This is a genomic window from Meridianimarinicoccus sp. MJW13 (genome assembly GCF_014901205.1).
GTDB lineage: Bacteria > Pseudomonadota > Alphaproteobacteria > Rhodobacterales > Rhodobacteraceae > Meridianimarinicoccus.
This window is the reverse complement of record NZ_JACNMU010000005.1, coordinates 269,190-286,783: the sequence shown is the minus strand read 5'-3', so window position 1 is coordinate 286,783 and position 17,594 is coordinate 269,190. Positions and strand designations below refer to the sequence as shown.

Genomic DNA, 17,594 nt, shown 5'->3' with positions numbered 1-17,594 from the left:
GATCAGTTGACCAGCGTGGCCTGGGTTGCGGCGCGCATCTCGTCGTCGGTAACGCCCTCGGCCAGTTCGACGATCTTCAGGCCGCCCTCGACCACGTCCAGTACGCCAAGGTTGGTGATGATGCGATCCACAACACCCCGACCGGTCAGCGGCAGGGTGCATTCCTTCAGCACCTTGCTGTCGCCATGCTTGTTGGTGTGATCCATCACCACCACCACGCGGCCGACCCCGGCCACCAGATCCATGGCGCCGCCCATGCCCTTGACCAGCTTGCCGGGGATCATCCAGTTCGCCAGATCGCCGTTTTCGGCCACTTCCATGGCGCCCAGAATCGCCGCTGCGATCTTGCCGCCGCGGATCATCCCGAAAGAGGTCGCGCTGTCGAAATACGAGGTGCGCGCCAATTCGGTGATGGTCTGCTTGCCGGCGTTGATCAGGTCCGGGTCTTCCTCGCCCTCGAAGGGGAAAGGGCCCATGCCCAGCATGCCGTTTTCGGACTGCAGGGTGATGTCCTTGTCGCCCACGTAGTTGGCCACCAGCGTCGGGATCCCGATGCCGAGGTTCACATACATGCCGTCTTCAAGCTCTTGTGCCGCGCGTGCGGCCATCTGGTTGCGATCCCAAGGCATTGTCTTGCCCTCCGTTGAAGTATCAATCTGCTGCCCGGTTTTGCGCGCGGGCAGTGGTTGCCCGATGCGCCATGCGGGCAGTGGTTGCCCGACGCTCATCCCGGGCCGCGATGACGAGGGCCCGGATTGCCGGATCGGCAACCTCGGCCTCTCTCTTTAACTTGACGTGGCGCAGCGCCTGACCGGTGCCTTCAAGGCGATGATCCGGATCCGGCAGGCTGGTTCCGTGAAAGAACCCCAGGTTCACATGGGCGCTGTGCGGCATGGCATAGGCGTAGCCATGGGTCATCTTGCCCGGCCCGGCGCCCCACCACACGCTGCGCTCCTTGCGGCTGGCTGCTTCGGTGGCGTCAGGGTCCAGATCGGCAATCAGGGCGCGAATCGACGTCAGCGTGGCGGCATGGGCCGCGGCCGCCGCCAGAATCTCGTCGAATGTGCCCAGACGATCGTCGATCTGCACCGGCCTCAGGCCTCCTCGCGCTTGCGCACGGTGCGCTGTTCGATGCGCTTTTCGTGTTCGCCCTGAATGACCCGGTGCACGTAGATGCCCGGCAGGTGGATGTTGTCGGGGTCGAGCGAGCCACGCGGCACAATCTCTTCCACTTCGGCCACGCAGATCTTGCCGCACATGGCCGCCGGCGGGTTGAAGTTGCGCGCGGTCTTGCGGAACACGAGGTTGCCGGTGTCATCGGCCTTCCACGCCTTGACGATCGAAAGATCGGCAAAGATGCCTTCTTCAAGGATGTAATCCTCGCCATTGAAGGTCTTCACTTCCTTGCCTTCGGCGATGACGGTGCCGACACCGGTCTTGGTGTAGAACCCCGGAATGCCGCAACCACCGGCCCGCATCCGCTCGGCCAGCGTGCCTTGCGGGTTGAATTCCAGCTCAAGCTCGCCCGAAAGATACTGGCGCATGAATTCCGCGTTCTCGCCGACGTAAGAGCTCATCATCTTGCGGATCTGCTTGGTGTCCAGCAGCTTGCCCAGCCCGAATCCATCCACGCCGCAATTGTTGCTGGCAATGGTCAGATCCTTCACGCCGCTGTCGACGATGGCGTCGATCAGTAGTTCGGGAATACCGCAAAGGCCAAAGCCTCCGGCGGCGATGAGCATGCCGTCCGACAGCACCCCATCCAGCGCCTCAGACGCCGAGTCATAGACTTTCTTCATGGAAAAAACGTCCCTTCCACCTTCAGTTCCCAATCGTTGTGACGTTCTGCTTGGGGCGTGTCAACGCAATGCTGCGCCGCGGCGGGTCTGTTGCGCAATTATATTAGCGCATTGGGTGTCAGAGTAAGGGCCAAGCACAACGGCCCGGAACACCCCCAATGGCGGTTGGGCCGGGGCGCGACCCGCCGGGTGGTTTTGCCGGCAGGGCCACTTTGGGGCAAAGGGCGCCTTGCAGGCGCGCTCACCCCTCGTCGGTCTTCGGGGCCGCTGCGGCCTTCTTTGGAGCCTTCTTCGCTGCCGGTTTTTTCTTGGCAGCGGCTTTCTTCTTGGGGGTTGCCCGCTTCCGGCCCCCGGATTTCGCGGCCTTGGCGGCGATCAGTTCCAGCGCCTGATCCATGGTGATGGCGTCGGGTTCGATGCTTTCGGGCAGCGTGGCGTTGACCTTGCCCCATTTGACATAAGGTCCATAGCGCCCCTTCATCACCGCCACCGGGCCACCGTCGGGATGTTCGCCCAGTTCCTTCAGCGGCTTGGTGGCCGCCGGTTTGCCGCGCTTGGGTTTCGAGGCCAGAACCTCCACCGCGCGGTTCATGCCGATGGTGAAGACCTCCTCCACATCATCAAGATTGGCGTTGGTGCCACCCTTGTGCGAGATGGTTTCGGCATGTTTCAGGTAGGGGCCATAGCGCCCGATGTTGGACCAGATCGTCACCCCGTCTTCGGGATGCGGGCCAATCTCGCGCGGCAGGGACAAAAGCTTCACCCCCTGGTCCAGCGTCAGCTCTTCGGGCGACCAGCCCTTGGGCACCGACTGGCGCGGCGGTTTGGGAACGTCCTCGGTCACCGGCCCGCGCTGGACGTAAGGCCCGAAGCGGCCCTTGAAAACGCGGATTTCATCCCCTTCGTCGGTGCCCAGAAGCTTGCCTTCGGGCGGGATGGCGCGTTCGGCTTCTTCCCCTTCCAGCGGCGGTCCGAAGGGGCGGGTGTAGCGGCATTCGGGGTAGTTCGAGCAGCCGATGAAGGCGCCGCCCGAGCGCGCGGTGCGCATCGACAGGCGACCGGCGCCGCAATTGGGGCACAGGCGCGGATCTGTGCCGTCTTCCTTGGGCGGGAAGAGATGCGGCTCCAGCACCTCGTTGATCTTCTCCAGCACTTCGGTGATGCGCAACTCGGCGGTTTCCGAGATCGCGGCCGAAAAATCGCGCCAGAACTGGTTGAGCACTTCCTTGTAGGCGCGCTCGCCCGCCGACACGTCATCAAGCTGCGATTCCAGGTCGGCAGTGAAGTCATAGCCCACGTATTTGCGGAAATAGTTCATCAGGAAGGCCGTCACCAACCGGCCCTTGTCCTCGGGGATCAGGCGGTTGCGATCTTTGGTGACATAGCCGCGGTCCTGAATGGTGGTGACGATCGAGGCGTAGGTCGAGGGCCGCCCGATGCCCAGTTCTTCCATGCGCTTGACCAGCGTCGCCTCGGTATAGCGCGGCGGCGGTTGGGTGAAATGCTGCTGGCCCAGAACCGCGCCGTCTTCGGACAGCACCGCGTTCTTGGCGCGGCGCGGGCCATCGGGGGCCTCGGTCACATCGTCGCTGTTGCCCGCGGCCTTGTCGAAATCGGCGATCAGGGCAGCGGATGACAGCTTCATGGCGTCGCCCTGGGCCACTTGCGGCAGGCGCTTGTCGTCGTCGTCGGCCACGTCATCGCGGCCTTCTTCGTAGACCTTGATGAAACCGTCGAACAGAACGACCTGGCCGGTGGCGCGCAGCATGACCTGGCCATCGTCGCTGCCGATGTCCACGGTGGTCCGTTCCATCCGGGCGGCGGCCATCTGGCTGGCCAGGGTGCGTTTCCAGATCAGGTCATACAGGCGGCGCTGGTCGGTGTCGGTGACGCGCAGCGCACGCGCATCGCGGGTCATGTCGGTGGGCCGGATACACTCGTGCGCTTCTTGCGCGTTCTTGGCCTTGTTCTTGTACATGCGCGGCGACTTGGGCAGGTAGTTCTCGCCGTAGCGATCCTTGATCGCGTCGCGCGCCGCCATCACCGCCTCGGGGGCCATGTCGATGCCGTCGGTCCGCATGTAGGTGATGTAGCCGGCTTCATACAGGCGCTGCGCAAGGCTCATGGTTTGCCGCGCGCCGAAGCCGAACTTGCGGCTGGCTTCCTGTTGCAGGGTCGACGTCATGAAGGGCGCCGAGGGGTTGCGGTTGGCCGGTTTGGCCTCCACCGACTGCACCGAAAGGCTGCGCGAGGTCACCGCGTGGACCGCCAGTTCGGCGGCCTCGGCGGTGGCAAGGTCGAACTTGTCCAGCTTCTTGCCGCCCAGAATGGTCAGGCGTGCTTCCAAGCTCTGGCCGCGCGGGGTTTCCAGTATGGCGCGCACCGACCAGTATTCCTGCGGCTTGAAGGCCTCGATCTCCATCTCGCGCTCGACGATCAGGCGCAGGCAGACCGATTGCACGCGGCCGGCGGATTTCGCGCCGGGCAGTTTGCGCCACAGCACCGGCGACAGGTTGAAGCCTACCAGATAGTCCAGCGCGCGGCGGGCCAGATAGGCCTCGACCAGCGGCGCATCCACTTCGCGCGGGTTCTTCATTGCCTCGGTGACGGCCGATTTGGTGATCGCGTTGAAGACCACGCGGCTGACGGCGGTTGTTTTCTTGATCGCCTTGCGCTTGGTCAGGGCCTCCTGAAGGTGCCAGCTGATGGCCTCGCCCTCGCGGTCGGGGTCGGTCGCGAGGATCAGCGTGTCGTCGTCCTTCAGGGCGTCGGCGATGGCCTTGACGTGCTTGCGCGAGTCGCTTCCGATCTCCCAGATCATCTCGAAATCATTGTCGGTATCGACCGAGCCATCCTTGGGCGGCAGGTCGCGCACATGGCCGTAAGAGGCCAGAACGGTGAAGTCATCGCCCAGATATTTGTTGATTGTCTTGGCTTTGGCAGGGGACTCGACGACAACGACCGGCATACGCGGGGGCTCCAAACTGGGGCAGACTCAAAGGATGACCGCTAGATGTGGGCTAGGGTGCAGGGTTGTCAATGAGGCGGATATGGGACAGTTGGCCCGCCGGACCCTCAGCAGCGCGAGATCAGGCCACCGGCGTGACGCTGGATCTTGCCGGCAATTTCCAGGTCCAGGACAGCGCCGGCCAGCGCGCCGGGGGCGAGGTTCAGATCACGCACCAGTTGATCCTCGGCCGTGGGCACGGGACCCAGGCGGTTCAGCAAGGCCGACTGCACATCGTGGGGGATCTGGGCCGGCTCCGGATCGGGCGGGCAGGGCAGCGGCAGGGCGTCCTGCGCGGGCCGGGGCGCCACCGGCGTGTTGGCCGCCGGCGCGCAGCCTTCGAGGGCTTCGATCACATCTTCGGCACAACGCACCAGTGTCGCGCCATCGCGCAGCAGCATGTTGCAGCCCGAGGCGCGCCCGTCCATCGGATGGCCCGGCACCGCCATCACCTCGCGCCCCTGGTCGGCGGCATTGCGGGCGCTCAGCAGGCTGCCCGACCGCGCGGCGGCTTCGACCACGATGGTGCCCAGCGACAGGCCGGTGATGATCCGGTTGCGGCGGGGAAAATGGCGCGATTGCGGCGTGGTGCCGATGGGTTGTTCCGACACCAGCAGCCCAGCCCTGGCGATACGATCCTGCAGGCGCTGGTTCTCGCGCGGATAGGCCACGTCCAGCCCGCCACCCAGAACGGCGATGGTGCCGGTGTCCAGCGCGGCCTCATGGGCGGCAGTGTCGATGCCGCGCGCCAGACCAGAGACCACGGCAAACCCGTGCGCGCCCAGGTCCAGCGCCAGTTTGCGCGTCATCCGCTCCCCCAGCGAGGAGGCATTGCGGGCGCCGACAATGGCGACCATCGGGTCATGAAACAGCTCACAGCGGCCCTTGACCCAGATCACCGGCGGCGGGTCGGGTATGACGGACAGGGCTTGCGGATAGTCGGCGTCGCCAAAGCAGATCAGGCGCGCGCCCATGCGGACCCCGTCGCGGTATTCGGCCCGCACCAGCGCGTCCGAGGCCGGCTGGTACTTGCGCACCCCGGCCTTGGCGGCAAGGTCCGGCAGCCGGTCCAGCACGCGGTCGGCAGAGCCATGCTCCTGCATCAGGCGAAAGAAGGTGTGCACCCCGACCCCCCGGGATCGAAAAAGGCGGAGCCACGACAACCTGTCTTCTTCCAGCTTTGGTGGGGTGAGGGGTGTGGTTGTGGAAGAAAACAGCTCTTGCGTCATCGCGGCTCCACCCAAGGGGTAGGTTCATACATGAAGCCGCAGAGTTAACGTGGGGTGAAGAAAGCCGGAACAAATCGGCTCGAAACCGACTTATTGACCATCATGGACGAAAACCGGGTCAGGGATTCCCGACCCGGCCCGCCGTGGCGCGATCAGGCGGCCGAACCGCCCACGGTCAACCCGCCGATGTGCACGGTGGGCTGGCCGACGCCCACAGGCACCCATTGCCCGGCCTTGCCGCAGGTCCCGATGCCGGGATCCAGTTGCAGATCGTTGCCGATGGCGCGGATCTGTTGCAGCGCGGTGGCGCCATCGCCGATCAGTGTGGCCCCCTTGACCGGCGCGCCGATCTTGCCGTTCTGGACGCGATAGGCCTCGGTGCAGGAAAACACGAACTTGCCGTTGGTGATGTCGACCTGACCGCCGCCGAAGCCCACCGCATAGATGCCATCCTTCAGACCGGCCAGAATGTCGGCGGGGGCGACGTCGCCGGCCTCCATGATGGTGTTGGTCATCCGCGGCATCGGCGGGCAGGCATAGCTTTCGCGGCGTCCGTTGCCGGTGGGGGGCACCCCCATCAACCGGGCGTTCTGACGATCCTGCATCAGGCCCACAAGGATGCCATCCTCGATCAGCACGGTGCGCGACGACGGCGTGCCCTCGTCGTCGAAACTGATCGAGCCGCGGCGATCGGGCAGGGTGCCATCATCAACCACGGTCACGCCGGGGGCCGCGATGCGCTGGCCCATCAGCCCGGCGAAGGCCGAGCTTTTCTTGCGATTGAAATCGCCTTCCAGCCCGTGACCGATGGCCTCGTGCAGCAGGATCCCCGGCCAGCCCGGTCCCAGCACCACGTCCATGATGCCTGCTGGCGCAGGTTCGGCAGACAGGTTCACGCGGGCAATGCGCAGCGCCTCGTCGATGGCCCCCTGCCAATGGGAAGGATCGGTCAGCAGCGCCAGCGCGCTGCGCCCCCCGGCGCCATGGCTGCCGGTTTCGCGACGGCCGTTGTCTTCCAGAATGACCGACACGCTCAGCCGGGTCATCGGGCGGGTGTCGCTCAACAGCGCGCCGTCGGGGCGCAGGATCACCACCTCCTGCAGGCTGGCGGCAAGGGTGGCAGACACCTGCACCACGCGCGGATCGGCGTCGCGGGCATAGGCGTCGATCTCGCGCAGGGTGGCCAGCTTGGCGGCAAAGCCGGTCTCGGTCAGCGGATCGTCATCGGTATAGAGCCGCCGGTTGGTGCGTGCGGGTCCGTCGGCCAGCGTGCCGCCGCCGTCACCGGTGGCCAGCCGCGCGGTTTCGACGGCGCGGCCAAGGGCAGCTTCCGAGATTTCGGTGGAATGGGCATAGGCGGCGGTTTCGCCCTGCACGGCGCGCAGGCCGAATCCTTCCGAGGCATCGTAGCTTGCGGTGCGCAGCCGACCGTCATCGAAGCTCAGCACTTCGGACCGGCTGCGTTCAAGAAACAACTCGCCGTCATCGGCGCCGCGTGTGGCGGCCTGCACGTGCCGCAGGGCGGTATCCTGATCCAGCAGCATTCCGAAGGGTTCAAAATTTCCGGTTTTCATATCTGAGCATTCCTGTATTTGATCCCGATCAAGATGTCGGAAATGACGCACTGCCCGAGACTTGTTCGCTGTATGCAAATATGGTTTTTGGATGCGTCACAGCAATGGGTGATTGCGGCAGGGAGGGCCGGGCGATCATGAACAGCCTCTCTGTGCGAAATCAACAGGAAGAGAACATGCTTAACTCTTTGCCAAAATTTGGCTTTATTTCTGGTGCCTTCGCCGCGTTTGGCGCCACGGCCGCGCAGGCGCAGGACGTTCTGGGCGATTTGCCGACGATCGGGAAACCGGCGCCGGGGGGGATCGGTTTTCAGGACGCCGCGACCGAATTGGCCCGCGAACTGCAATGGCTGGACGGGTTCCTGCTGGTCATCATCACCGCCATCGTGATCTTCGTGACCGCGCTGCTGATCTACGTGATGGTGCGCTATAATTCCAAAACCAACCCGACACCTGCAGGGTTTACCCACAATTCGCCGCTGGAAGTGGCCTGGACCATCGTGCCGATCCTGATTCTGGTCTTCATCGGCGCCTTCTCGCTGCCGATCCTGTTCAAACAGCAGGAAATTCCGGAAGCCGACATCACCATCAAGGCCACCGGGTATCAGTGGTACTGGGGGTATGAATACGTTGATGACGGATTCAGCTTCGATTCGCTGCTGCTGGCCAAGGAAGATCTGGCCGAGTACGGCTATGCCGAGGATGAGTACCTGCTGGCCACCGACACCGCCGTTGTGGTTCCGGTCGGCAAGACCATCGTCATGCAGGTCACCGGTGCCGACGTGATCCACGCATGGGCAATGCCAGCCTTCGGCGTGAAGCAGGACGCGGTGCCGGGCCGTCTGGCCGAACTGTGGTTCTCGGTCGAGAAGGAAGGCATCTATTTCGGCCAGTGTTCGGAGCTTTGCGGCAAGGATCATGCCTATATGCCGATCACCGTCAAAGCCGTCAGCGAAGAGGCCTATGCCGCTTGGCTGGAAGGCGCGAAGGAAGAGTTCGCAGGCCTGCCCGCGACCTACAACGTGGCCGCGCGCTGAGCCGAAACCTGACTTCAACGATCTGTCCGGGCAGCGGTCCGGGCAGGTACCGGAGACCTGAATGACCGACGCGACTTCCTCTCTCTCCTCTCCCCAAACCGGCGAAGCCGGTTTTGGCGACTATGTGGCGCTGTTGAAGCCCCGGGTCATGACCCTGGTGGTGTTCACGGCGTTCGTGGGGCTGGTGGTGGCGCCGGGGCAGATGCATCCGATGGTCGCCTTTACCGCGATCCTGTTCATCGCCCTGGGCGGCGGCGCCTCGGGCGCGCTGAACATGTGGTGGGATGCCGACATCGACCGCGTGATGCGCCGGACCCGCAGCCGTCCGATCCCCTCGGGCAAGGTGCGCGAGGACGAGGCGCTGGCCGTCGGTCTGGCGCTGTCGGGGATCTCGGTGGTGATGCTGGGGCTGGCCGCAAACCCGTTCGCCGGTCTGTTTCTGGCCTTCACCATCTTCTTCTACGTGGTCATCTATACCATGTGGCTGAAACGCTGGACCCCGCAGAACATCGTCATCGGCGGTGCGGCAGGGGCCTTCCCACCGATGATCGGCTGGGCTGCAGCCACCGGCGGCATTGCCGTCGAAAGCGTGCTGATGTTCGCGCTGATCTTCATGTGGACGCCGCCGCACTTCTGGGCGCTCGCGCTGTTCATGAAGTCCGACTACAAGGATGCCGGGGTGCCGATGCTGACGGTGACCCATGGTCGCCCGGCCACGCGCCGTCATATCCTTGTCTATACCGTGCTGCTGGTGCCGGTGGCGCTGGGACTGGCGCTGACATCGATAGGTGGGCCGGTGTACCTGGCCACAGCGCTGGTGATGAACGCCGCCTTCGTCAAAGGCGCCATCGGCATCGCGCGGCGGACCGAGGCACAGGCCGAGGCCGACAGCTACAAGGTCGAGAAATCCTTCTTCCGCCTGTCGCTCTATTATCTTTTCGCGCATTTCGGCGCCCTGCTGGTGGATGCCAGCCTGGTGCGCGCCGGATGGGAGGTGTTCTGATGGCTTTGGGCAGGGAACATGAACTGCACACCCGCCGTCGTGGTCGCAACCTGGGCCTTGGCCTGACCCTGCTGGCGTTCGTCGCGGTGGTCTTCGGACTGACGCTTGCCAAGATCGGCAATGGCGGCGGCGTGCAGGCGTTCGATCACGCGCCGCGTCCCGAACTTGTGCCGGAGTCCGAGAAATGAGCCTGCAAGGCCCGCAGAAGACCGTCGCCCTGACCGTGGGCGTGGTGGTGCTGATGGGCAGCCTGGCCTGGGCCTCGGTGCCGTTTTACGACTGGTTCTGCCGGGTGACCGGCTTTGGCGGCACCACCGGCGTCGCGGACTCCGGATCTGACGCGGTTCTGGATCGGACCATCACCGTGCGATTCGACGCCTCGAAAGAGCGTGATATGCCGTGGGAGTTCACACCCGTGGCCCGCGAGATGACCCTGAAGATCGGCGAAACCGGCCTGGCGTTCTACGAGGCCTACAATCCCACCGACCACCCGGTTGCAGGCACGGCCTCGTACAATGTCGCGCCTTATTCGGCGGGCGGCTTCTTCACCAAGATCGACTGCTTCTGCTTTGAGATGCAGGTGCTGGAGCCGGGTGAACGGGTGCAGATGCCCGTCACCTTCTACGTCGACCCTGAAATCGTGACGGATCGGGACGCAAAACACGTTCACACGATCACGCTTTCCTATACCTTCTACGAAACCGATTTGCCCGAGGACGTGCAGGCGCGTCTTGACGGCCCCGCCTCGTCAACCGTCAATTGAAGACCCGGACCGGAAAGACAGAGTTCAAAATGGCCCACGAAAAGAACCACGACTACCACATTCTGCAACCTTCGATCTGGCCGCTCGTGGCCGCAGCCGGTGCCTTCATTATGCTGATGGGCGCGGTGCTGTGGATGCACGGTATGGGCCCCTGGATGTTCCTGATCGGCTTCGTCACCGTGCTGTACACGATGTTCGGGTGGTGGTCTGACACCGTGACCGAAAATGGTGTCGGCGATCACACCCCGGTGGTGCGCATCGGCCTGCGCTACGGCTTTATCCTGTTCATCATGTCCGAAGTGATGTTCTTCGCCGCATGGTTCTGGAGCTTCTTCAAGCACGCGCTGTACCCGATGGGCCCCGACAGCCCGGCGATCGACGGTGTCTGGCCGCCGGCGGGGATCGAGACCTTCGACCCCTGGCACCTGCCGCTGATCAACACGCTGATCCTGCTGTGCTCGGGCTGTGCCGCCACCTGGGCGCACCACGCGCTGGTGCATGAAAACAACCGCAAGGACATGAAGTCGGGCCTGATCCTGGCCATTGTCCTGGGCGCGCTGTTCACCGTGTTCCAGATCTACGAATACAGCCACGCGGCCTTTGGCTTCTCGGGCAACATTTATGGTGCCAACTTCTTCATGGCGACCGGCTTCCACGGGATGCACGTTCTGATCGGCACGATCTTCCTGTTCGTCTGCCTGATGCGCGTCTATCGCGGCCATTTCACCCCGGAGAACCACGTCGGTTTCGAAGCCGCCGCCTGGTACTGGCACTTCGTCGATGTGGTCTGGCTGTTCCTGTTCGCCGCAGTCTATATCTGGGGCGGTTGAACCCCCTCGTGACATTCGCCTAAAGCGGGGCGCGGGCCGGTGGGTTCGCGCCCCGTCCCGTTTCCCGGTTCCGGAGTTTGCCCGATGCGACGACTGATCCTGCCCCTGATCTTCGGCTTGGCCGGCGCGGCCGTGCTGGTCGGGCTGGGCGTCTGGCAGGTGCAACGGCTGGGCTGGAAGCAATCGGTGCTGGCCGAGATCGAAGGGCGCATCGAAGCGGCACCGGTGGCGCTGCCCGCACAGCCCGAGGAAACCCGCGACAAGTATCTGCCGGTGACCGCCACCGGCGTGATCGGCCCGGATGAAATCCTTGTGCAATCCTCGATGAAACTGGTGGGGCCGGGGTTCCGTGTCATTGCCCCGTTCGAGACCGAGGGCCGCCGTATCCTGCTGGATCGCGGCTTCATCCGCCTGACCGACCGCGACCTGGTGCGCCCGTCCGTGAGCGCCACGATCACCGGCAACCTGCACTGGCCCGACGAAGTTGACGGCTTCACCCCGGATCCGGACATCGCCGGCGGCATGTGGTTTGCCCGCGAGATCGCGACTATGGCCGCCCATCTGAACACCGAACCGGTGCTGCTGGTCAGTCGGTCCAGCGACGAAGATCCGGTTGCCGTGACCCCCTTGCCGGTGACCGCCACCGGCATCCCCAACAACCACTTGCAATACGCCATAACCTGGTTCCTGCTGGCCGTCGTCTGGATCGCCATGACCGCGTTTTTCGTGACCAGCCAGCGCCGCCGCACCAAGAAGGACTGACCGATGCAGTATGTCTCAACCCGGGGGAAGGCCCCGATCCTCAGCTTCGAAGAGGCCATGCTGACCGGGCTGGCGCGCGACGGCGGTCTGTATGTGCCCGAAACCATCCCGACCTTCACCGCAGACGAGATCGCGGCGATGGCCGGCCAGCCCTATGAGGAAATCGCCTTCCGGGTGATGAAACCTTACCTGGGCGACAGCTTCACCGACGACGAGTTCCGCCAGATCATTGCCCGCGCCTATGACGGCTTCGGCCATGACGCCCGCGCGCCGCTGGTGCAACTGGGTCCTGACCATTTCCTGCTGGAACTGTTCCACGGTCCGACGCTGGCCTTCAAGGATTTCGCCATGCAGATGATCGGCCAGTTGTTCGAGGTGGCCCTTGGCCGCCGCGGAGAGCGGGTGACGATCATCGGCGCGACCTCGGGCGACACCGGTTCCGCCGCGATCGAGGCATTCCGGGGGCTGGACGCGGTGGATGTGGTGATCCTGTTCCCTCAGGGCCGCGTGTCCGAAGTGCAGCGCCGCCAGATGACCACGCCGTCGGAAAGCAATGTCCACGCCATCGCCGTCGAGGGCGATTTCGACGATTGCCAGGCCCGCGTGAAGGACATGTTCAACGATTTCGACTTCCGCGACCGGGTGAAACTGGCCGGGGTGAACTCGATCAACTGGGCGCGGGTGCTGGCGCAGGTTGTCTATTACTTCTCGTCGGCGACCGCTCTGGGCGCGCCGCATCGCAAGGTCAGCTTCACCGTGCCCACCGGCAACTTCGGCGATATCTTTGCAGGCTACGTGGCACAGAAGATGGGCCTGCCCATCGACCGGCTGGTGATCGCCACCAACCAGAACGACATACTGCACCGCACGCTGGAAACCGGGGCCTATACCAAGGAAGCCGTGGTGCCCTCGATCAGCCCGTCGATGGACATCCAGGTGTCGTCGAATTTCGAACGGGTCCTGTTCGATGCCTATGGCCGCGACGGCGAGGCCGTGGCCCAGCAGATGGCCGATCTGGGGCAGGGCGGCGAATTCCGCGTCAGCCAGGGCGCGCTGGAGTTCCTGAGGGAGCATTTCGACAGCGGTCGCGCCTCGGAAGACGAAACCACCGCCACCATCGCCCGCAGCTTTGTGCATACCGGAGAGGTGTTGTGTCCGCACAGCGCGGTGGGTGTGAAAGTGGCCGAAGAGGCCGTTCGGCCGGGGGTGCCGATGATCACCCTGGCCACCGCGCATCCGGCGAAATTTCCCGCTGCGGTCGAGGCCGCCTGCGGCGTCAGCCCGGCACTTCCCAAGCGCATGGCGGACCTGTATGAGCGTCCGGAACGCGTGACCGATTGTACCAATGATCTGGCCGCGCTTGAGGCATTGATTGAGGAGAAGATTTCCGCGTGACTGTTCAGATCCATCGTTTGCCCAACGGGCTTCGTATCGTCACCGAACGGATGGCGGGGCTGAAATCAGCCTCGCTGGGGCTGTGGATCGCCGCCGGCGGCCGCCACGAGCGCCCCGAGCAGAATGGCATCGCGCATTTCCTCGAACACATGGCGTTCAAGGGCACCAAGACCCGCAGTCCGCTGCAAATCGCCGAGGCGATCGAGGATGTGGGCGGCTATATCAACGCCTATACATCGCGCGAGATGACCGCCTATTACGCCCGCATCCTTGAAGAAGACGTGATGCTGGCGCTGGACGTGATTTCCGACATCGTGCTGAACCCGGTGTTTGATCCCGCCGAGATCGAGGTCGAGCGCGGCGTCATCCTGCAGGAGATCGGGCAGGCACTGGACACCCCCGACGACATCGTTTTCGACTGGCTTCAGGAAGCCGCCTATCCCGACCAGCCGCTGGGCCGCACCATCCTTGGCGAAACCTCCCATGTGGAAGGCTTCTCGCGCGAGGATCTGTTCGGCTTCGTGGGTGAACGCTACGGGCCGGGGCAGATGATCCTTTCGGCGGCCGGGGCGGTGGATCACGACGCCATCGTGCGCGAGGCCGAGCGTCTGTTCGGCCATCTGTCACCGGTTCTGTCCAGCACCCCGGAACCGGCACGCTTTGCCTATGGCGAAAAGCGGCAGGAAAAGGCGCTGGAGCAGGTGCATTTCACCCTGGCGCTGGAAGGCCCCAGCTACCGCGAGGATGAGATCTACACCGCGCAGGTCTTTGCCACGGCGCTTGGCGGCGGCATGTCCTCGCGCCTGTTCCAGGAAGTGCGCGAAAAGCGCGGGCTGTGCTATTCGATCTTCGCGCAGGCCTCGGCCTATGCCGACACCGGCATGACCACGATCTATGCGGGCACCAGCGAAGGCGACGTGGGTGCTTTGGCCGAACTGACCATCGAAGAGTTGCGCAAGGCCGCCGACGGGCTGCGGCCCGACGAGGTCAACCGCGCCCGCGCCCAGATGAAAGCGGGCTTGCTGATGGGGTTGGAAAGCCCGTCGTCGCGCGCCGAACGGCTGGCGCGGCTGGTGTCGATCTGGGACCGGGTGCCCGATCTTGAGGAAACCATTGCCCTGATCGACGGGGTGAATGCCGACAAGCTGCGCGACTATGGCAACCGTCTGGTGTCGCAGGCCCCGGTGGCGCAGGCGCTCTATGGCCCGGTGGGCAATGCGCCGCGCCTGGATGATCTCAGGGCCCGGCTGGCCGCATGATCCGGCTGGCGCGGCGTCAGGTTCAGATCGAATCCGAACGGATGCGACTGCGGCCTCCGGCGATGGCCGATTTTGTCGAATGGTGCGAGTTGCGCCGCCAAAGCGCCGCCTACCTGAAACCCTGGGAACCGACCTGGTCCGCCGACCATCTGACCAAGCGTGGCTTTTCCAACCGTATCCACTGGGTGCAGCGCAGCATCTCGAACGGCACGGCCCTGCCGCTGTTTCTGACCGACCGCGACAGCGGTGCGCTGCTGGGCGCGCTGACCCTGGACAACATCCGCCGTGGCCCGGCGCAGGCCGGCACGCTGGGCTACTGGATCGCCGAGAGATTCGCCGGACAGGGCTACATGCGCGAGGCAATCCGCGCCGTCACCCATCACGCCTTCACCCAGATGGACCTGAGCCGGATCGAAGCCGCCTGCCTGCCGGAAAACGCCGCCTCGCGCCGGGTGCTGGAGGTTTCGGGCTTCAAGTACGAGGGCGTTGCGCAAAGCTATCTGCAGATCAACGGGCGCTGGCGCAACCATGTGCTTTACGCCAATCTGCGCGGCGACCGGCGGGGACGCTCCTCCGCAACGTGACGCCGGGGCAATTCGTGCTACCCTTTCGGCATACAGCCCGGAGGTCGCCCCCATGCCCCTGATCCGTCTTGCCCTTGCCCTGATCCTGTTGCTGGCCAACCCGCTGCAGGCGCAGGATCGCCGCCCCAGCCATTGCATCTCGCTGGTTCAGAACCTGCCCGGCGGGGTCTACCTGTATCGCGCGGCCTTTACCGATCCGCTGCCGGATTACACCGTACGCCTGCGCTATGTCGCCCACGCCAGTTTCCTGATCCGGGGGAAGGGCGGGACGACAGCGGTGACCGACTACACCGGCTTTCTGGGCAACACCGATTTCGTGCCCGACGTGGCGACCATGAATCGCGCCCACAGTTCCCATTGGACAGCACTGCCCGATCCGCGCATTCCCCATGTGCTGCCGGGCTGGAACCCCGATGGCGGGCCGGCGGATCATCACCTGGATCTGGGCGAGATGCTGGTCCGGTCGGTGTCCACCGACATAAGGTCGTGGTCGGGCGGGGTGGAAAGCGGCGAGGACGGCAATTCCATCTTCGTGTTCGAGGTCGCAGGCCTGTGCATCGGCCATCTGGGCCATCTGCATCACGTGCCCACCGACGAGCAATTCGCGGCGCTGGGACGCCTGGACGTGGTGATGGCGCCGGTGGATGGCGGCAACACGCTGGACCTGCCGTCGATGATCCGGGTTCTGACGCGGCTGCGCGCGTCGATCGTGATCCCCATGCATTGGTTCGGCGACGGCACCCTGTCGGTGTTCCTTGCCGGAATGCAGGACAAGTTCGAGATCGATCGTGTGGGTGGCCCGGACCTTGAAGTCTCGTTGCGCAGCTTGCCGCAACGGCCTACGGTCATGGTCTTGCAACCGGCGTATTTGAGTGACGATGACTGACATTTCTCCTGCGGCCCGCCAAGTGTTGGACAGGTTGAACCGGACCCTTCCCAAGGCGGCGTTTCGTCCATTGGGCCCTGCCTATCTGGAAGAACCCCGTGGGGCCTACATCGGCCATGCCTGCGCCGTGGTCGCGCCGGACACGGTCGAGGGCGTGGCCGAAGTGGTGCGCGCGGCCTCTGACCTGTCGGTGCCGGTGGTGCCATACGGCGGCGGCACCGGTCTGGTGGGCGGGCAGGTGATGGCCGATGGCCCGGCGCCGCTGTTGCTCTCGCTGGAACGGATGACCGCGATCCGGTCGCTGGATGCGCCGTCTGGCGTGCTGGTGGCCGAGGCCGGCGCGATCCTGCAGGACGTGCAGGACGCCGCGCGCGACGCCGGCCTGCTGTTCCCCCTCAGCCTTGCCGCGCAGGGCTCCTGCCGGATCGGCGGCAATCTGGCGACCAATGCAGGCGGGGTGAACGTGCTGCGCTATGGCAATGCCCGCGACCTGTGTCTGGGTCTTGAGGCGGTGCTGCCGGACGGATCGATCTGGCACGGGCTGAGCGCGCTGCGCAAGGACAACACCGGCTATGATCTGCGCAACCTTCTGATCGGCTCGGAGGGCACGCTCGGGGTCATCACGGCGGCCTCGCTGCGGCTGTTTCCAAAACCCCGCGCCGAGGCCACGGCGATCTTCGTGGTGCCCGATCCGCAGGCCGCGCTGAACCTGTTGGCCCTGACCCGCGCCGAGGTGGGCGAGGCGATCAGCGCCTTCGAACTGATGTCGCAGCAGGGGCTGGAATTCCTGGCTGAAACCATGCCGCAAGTGCGCCAGCCTTTCGATGCGCCGCCCGCATGGTCGGTGCTGGTCGAACTTGGCTTCACCGGTCCCGGCGATCCCGAAGAGGCGCTGGCCACGATCTTTGAGGCCGCCTTCGAGCGCGATCTGGTCAGCGATGGCCGCATCGCCCTGTCCGATGGCCAGCGGGCCGAGTTCTGGACCCTGCGCGAGAGCATCCCCGAGGCCAACAAGAAGATCGGCGCGATCTCGTCGCACGATGTGTCGGTGCCGCTGGCAGCGCTGCCCGACTTCATCGCACGGGGCGATGAGGTGATCGCGGCGCTGGGACCGTTCCGGGTCAATTGCTTCGGACATCTGGGCGACGGCAACCTGCATTACAACGTGTTCCCGCCCATGGGCGAGGCGCGCGAGACCTACAAGGACCGCAAGGGCGCCATCATGCGCGCGGTCCATGATCTGGTGCACGAATTCGACGGCTCGGTCAGTGCCGAGCATGGCATCGGGCGTCTGAAGGTGGACGATCTGCAACGCTATGGCGATCCGGCGCGACTGGCGGCCCTGCGGGCGATCAAGCGGGCGCTGGACCCGCGCGGCATCATGAACCCGGGCGCGGTTCTGGCGGCGGAATAGCAGCTTCCCTTCCTCAGCAAGGGGCTTCAGACTTCTGGGCGTTGTCCCAGTG

Annotated in this window: 17 protein-coding genes; 11 read left to right on the top strand and 6 right to left on the bottom strand. The window is 64.7% G+C overall.

Annotated features, from left to right (window positions below; translation table 11 throughout):
• Positions 1 to 2: 2 nt before the first annotated feature.
• The 6 genes from H8B03_RS11130 to tldD form a co-directional block, all read right to left on the bottom strand.
• Positions 3 to 629 carry a 3-oxoacid CoA-transferase subunit B gene (locus tag H8B03_RS11130; protein WP_193141817.1) on the bottom strand — a complete coding sequence of 209 codons (627 nt, stop codon included), beginning with the start codon at positions 627 to 629 and terminating at the stop codon, positions 3 to 5.
• Positions 630 to 651: 22 nt separating this feature from the next.
• Complete coding sequence (locus H8B03_RS11125; RefSeq protein ID WP_193141816.1) at positions 652 to 1,089, bottom strand: DUF1801 domain-containing protein; 438 nt, start codon at positions 1,087 to 1,089, stop codon at positions 652 to 654.
• 5 nt (positions 1,090 to 1,094) lie between these two features.
• Positions 1,095 to 1,799 carry a CoA transferase subunit A gene (locus tag H8B03_RS11120; RefSeq protein ID WP_193141815.1) on the bottom strand — a complete coding sequence of 235 codons (705 nt, stop codon included), beginning with the start codon at positions 1,797 to 1,799 and terminating at the stop codon, positions 1,095 to 1,097.
• Positions 1,800 to 2,040: 241 nt separating this feature from the next.
• Entirely contained in the window at positions 2,041 to 4,767 is a 2,727-nt protein-coding gene (topA, locus tag H8B03_RS11115; RefSeq protein WP_193141814.1) for a type I DNA topoisomerase, read from the bottom strand.
• 107 nt (positions 4,768 to 4,874) lie between these two features.
• Positions 4,875 to 6,035, bottom strand: a complete 1,161-nt coding sequence (gene dprA / locus H8B03_RS11110) for a DNA-processing protein DprA (RefSeq protein ID WP_193141813.1) — start codon at positions 6,033 to 6,035, stop codon at positions 4,875 to 4,877.
• A gap of 152 nt (positions 6,036 to 6,187) precedes the next feature.
• Positions 6,188 to 7,609 carry a metalloprotease TldD gene (gene tldD / locus H8B03_RS11105; RefSeq protein WP_193141812.1) on the bottom strand — a complete coding sequence of 474 codons (1,422 nt, stop codon included), beginning with the start codon at positions 7,607 to 7,609 and terminating at the stop codon, positions 6,188 to 6,190.
• Positions 7,610 to 7,785: 176 nt separating this feature from the next.
• Between tldD and coxB the strand changes: the two genes are divergently transcribed.
• From coxB to H8B03_RS11050, 11 genes are all read left to right on the top strand, one after another.
• A complete protein-coding gene (coxB, locus tag H8B03_RS11100; protein ID WP_193141811.1) occupies positions 7,786 to 8,646 on the top strand; it encodes a cytochrome c oxidase subunit II in 861 nt (286 codons plus the stop codon).
• Positions 8,647 to 8,707: 61 nt separating this feature from the next.
• Positions 8,708 to 9,649 carry a heme o synthase gene (gene cyoE / locus H8B03_RS11095; RefSeq protein ID WP_193141810.1) on the top strand — a complete coding sequence of 314 codons (942 nt, stop codon included), beginning with the start codon at positions 8,708 to 8,710 and terminating at the stop codon, positions 9,647 to 9,649.
• The gene (locus H8B03_RS11090; protein WP_193141809.1) at positions 9,649 to 9,837 is read left to right on the top strand and encodes a hypothetical protein; all 189 of its coding nucleotides are present in this window, start codon (positions 9,649 to 9,651) and stop codon (positions 9,835 to 9,837) included. Before cyoE ends, H8B03_RS11090 begins: the two co-directional genes overlap by 1 nt.
• A complete protein-coding gene (locus H8B03_RS11085; RefSeq protein ID WP_193141808.1) occupies positions 9,834 to 10,412 on the top strand; it encodes a cytochrome c oxidase assembly protein in 579 nt (192 codons plus the stop codon). Before H8B03_RS11090 ends, H8B03_RS11085 begins: the two co-directional genes overlap by 4 nt.
• 29 nt (positions 10,413 to 10,441) lie before the next feature.
• Complete coding sequence (locus H8B03_RS11080; RefSeq protein WP_193141807.1) at positions 10,442 to 11,242, top strand: cytochrome c oxidase subunit 3; 801 nt, start codon at positions 10,442 to 10,444, stop codon at positions 11,240 to 11,242.
• A gap of 84 nt (positions 11,243 to 11,326) precedes the next feature.
• Positions 11,327 to 12,004, top strand: a complete 678-nt coding sequence (locus tag H8B03_RS11075; protein WP_193141806.1) for an SURF1 family protein — start codon at positions 11,327 to 11,329, stop codon at positions 12,002 to 12,004.
• A 3-nt stretch (positions 12,005 to 12,007) separates the two neighbouring features.
• Positions 12,008 to 13,399, top strand: coding sequence for a threonine synthase (thrC, locus tag H8B03_RS11070; RefSeq protein ID WP_193141805.1), 1,392 nt, complete (start codon positions 12,008 to 12,010; stop codon positions 13,397 to 13,399).
• Positions 13,396 to 14,658, top strand: coding sequence for a pitrilysin family protein (locus H8B03_RS11065; protein WP_193141804.1), 1,263 nt, complete (start codon positions 13,396 to 13,398; stop codon positions 14,656 to 14,658). The genes thrC and H8B03_RS11065 overlap by 4 nt, the downstream gene beginning before the upstream one ends.
• Positions 14,655 to 15,242 carry a GNAT family N-acetyltransferase gene (locus H8B03_RS11060; protein ID WP_226925857.1) on the top strand — a complete coding sequence of 196 codons (588 nt, stop codon included), beginning with the start codon at positions 14,655 to 14,657 and terminating at the stop codon, positions 15,240 to 15,242. The genes H8B03_RS11065 and H8B03_RS11060 overlap by 4 nt, the downstream gene beginning before the upstream one ends.
• A 58-nt stretch (positions 15,243 to 15,300) precedes the next feature.
• On the top strand, positions 15,301 to 16,128 hold the full coding sequence (locus H8B03_RS11055) for an MBL fold metallo-hydrolase (RefSeq protein ID WP_394355469.1): 828 nt from the start codon (positions 15,301 to 15,303) through the stop codon (positions 16,126 to 16,128).
• Positions 16,121 to 17,542: an FAD-binding oxidoreductase gene (locus H8B03_RS11050; RefSeq protein ID WP_193141802.1), complete on the top strand. Its 1,422-nt coding sequence runs from the start codon at positions 16,121 to 16,123 to the stop codon at positions 17,540 to 17,542. Before H8B03_RS11055 ends, H8B03_RS11050 begins: the two co-directional genes overlap by 8 nt.
• The last annotated feature ends 52 nt before the right edge of the window (positions 17,543 to 17,594 follow it).

Coding starts and splice junctions, on each gene's coding strand:
- dprA (WP_193141813.1), bottom strand. CDS start 6,035: ATGACGCAAGAGCTGTTTTCTTCCACAACCACACCCCTCACCCCACCA.
- H8B03_RS11090 (WP_193141809.1), top strand. CDS start 9,649: ATGGCTTTGGGCAGGGAACATGAACTGCACACCCGCCGTCGTGGTCGC.
- cyoE (WP_193141810.1), top strand. CDS start 8,708: ATGACCGACGCGACTTCCTCTCTCTCCTCTCCCCAAACCGGCGAAGCC.
- H8B03_RS11130 (WP_193141817.1), bottom strand. CDS start 629: ATGCCTTGGGATCGCAACCAGATGGCCGCACGCGCGGCACAAGAGCTT.
- H8B03_RS11080 (WP_193141807.1), top strand. CDS start 10,442: ATGGCCCACGAAAAGAACCACGACTACCACATTCTGCAACCTTCGATC.
- H8B03_RS11075 (WP_193141806.1), top strand. CDS start 11,327: ATGCGACGACTGATCCTGCCCCTGATCTTCGGCTTGGCCGGCGCGGCC.
- H8B03_RS11050 (WP_193141802.1), top strand. CDS start 16,121: ATGACTGACATTTCTCCTGCGGCCCGCCAAGTGTTGGACAGGTTGAAC.
- coxB (WP_193141811.1), top strand. CDS start 7,786: ATGCTTAACTCTTTGCCAAAATTTGGCTTTATTTCTGGTGCCTTCGCC.
- H8B03_RS11085 (WP_193141808.1), top strand. CDS start 9,834: ATGAGCCTGCAAGGCCCGCAGAAGACCGTCGCCCTGACCGTGGGCGTG.
- topA (WP_193141814.1), bottom strand. CDS start 4,767: ATGCCGGTCGTTGTCGTCGAGTCCCCTGCCAAAGCCAAGACAATCAAC.
- thrC (WP_193141805.1), top strand. CDS start 12,008: ATGCAGTATGTCTCAACCCGGGGGAAGGCCCCGATCCTCAGCTTCGAA.
- tldD (WP_193141812.1), bottom strand. CDS start 7,609: ATGAAAACCGGAAATTTTGAACCCTTCGGAATGCTGCTGGATCAGGAT.
- H8B03_RS11120 (WP_193141815.1), bottom strand. CDS start 1,799: ATGAAGAAAGTCTATGACTCGGCGTCTGAGGCGCTGGATGGGGTGCTG.
- H8B03_RS11060 (WP_226925857.1), top strand. CDS start 14,655: ATGATCCGGCTGGCGCGGCGTCAGGTTCAGATCGAATCCGAACGGATG.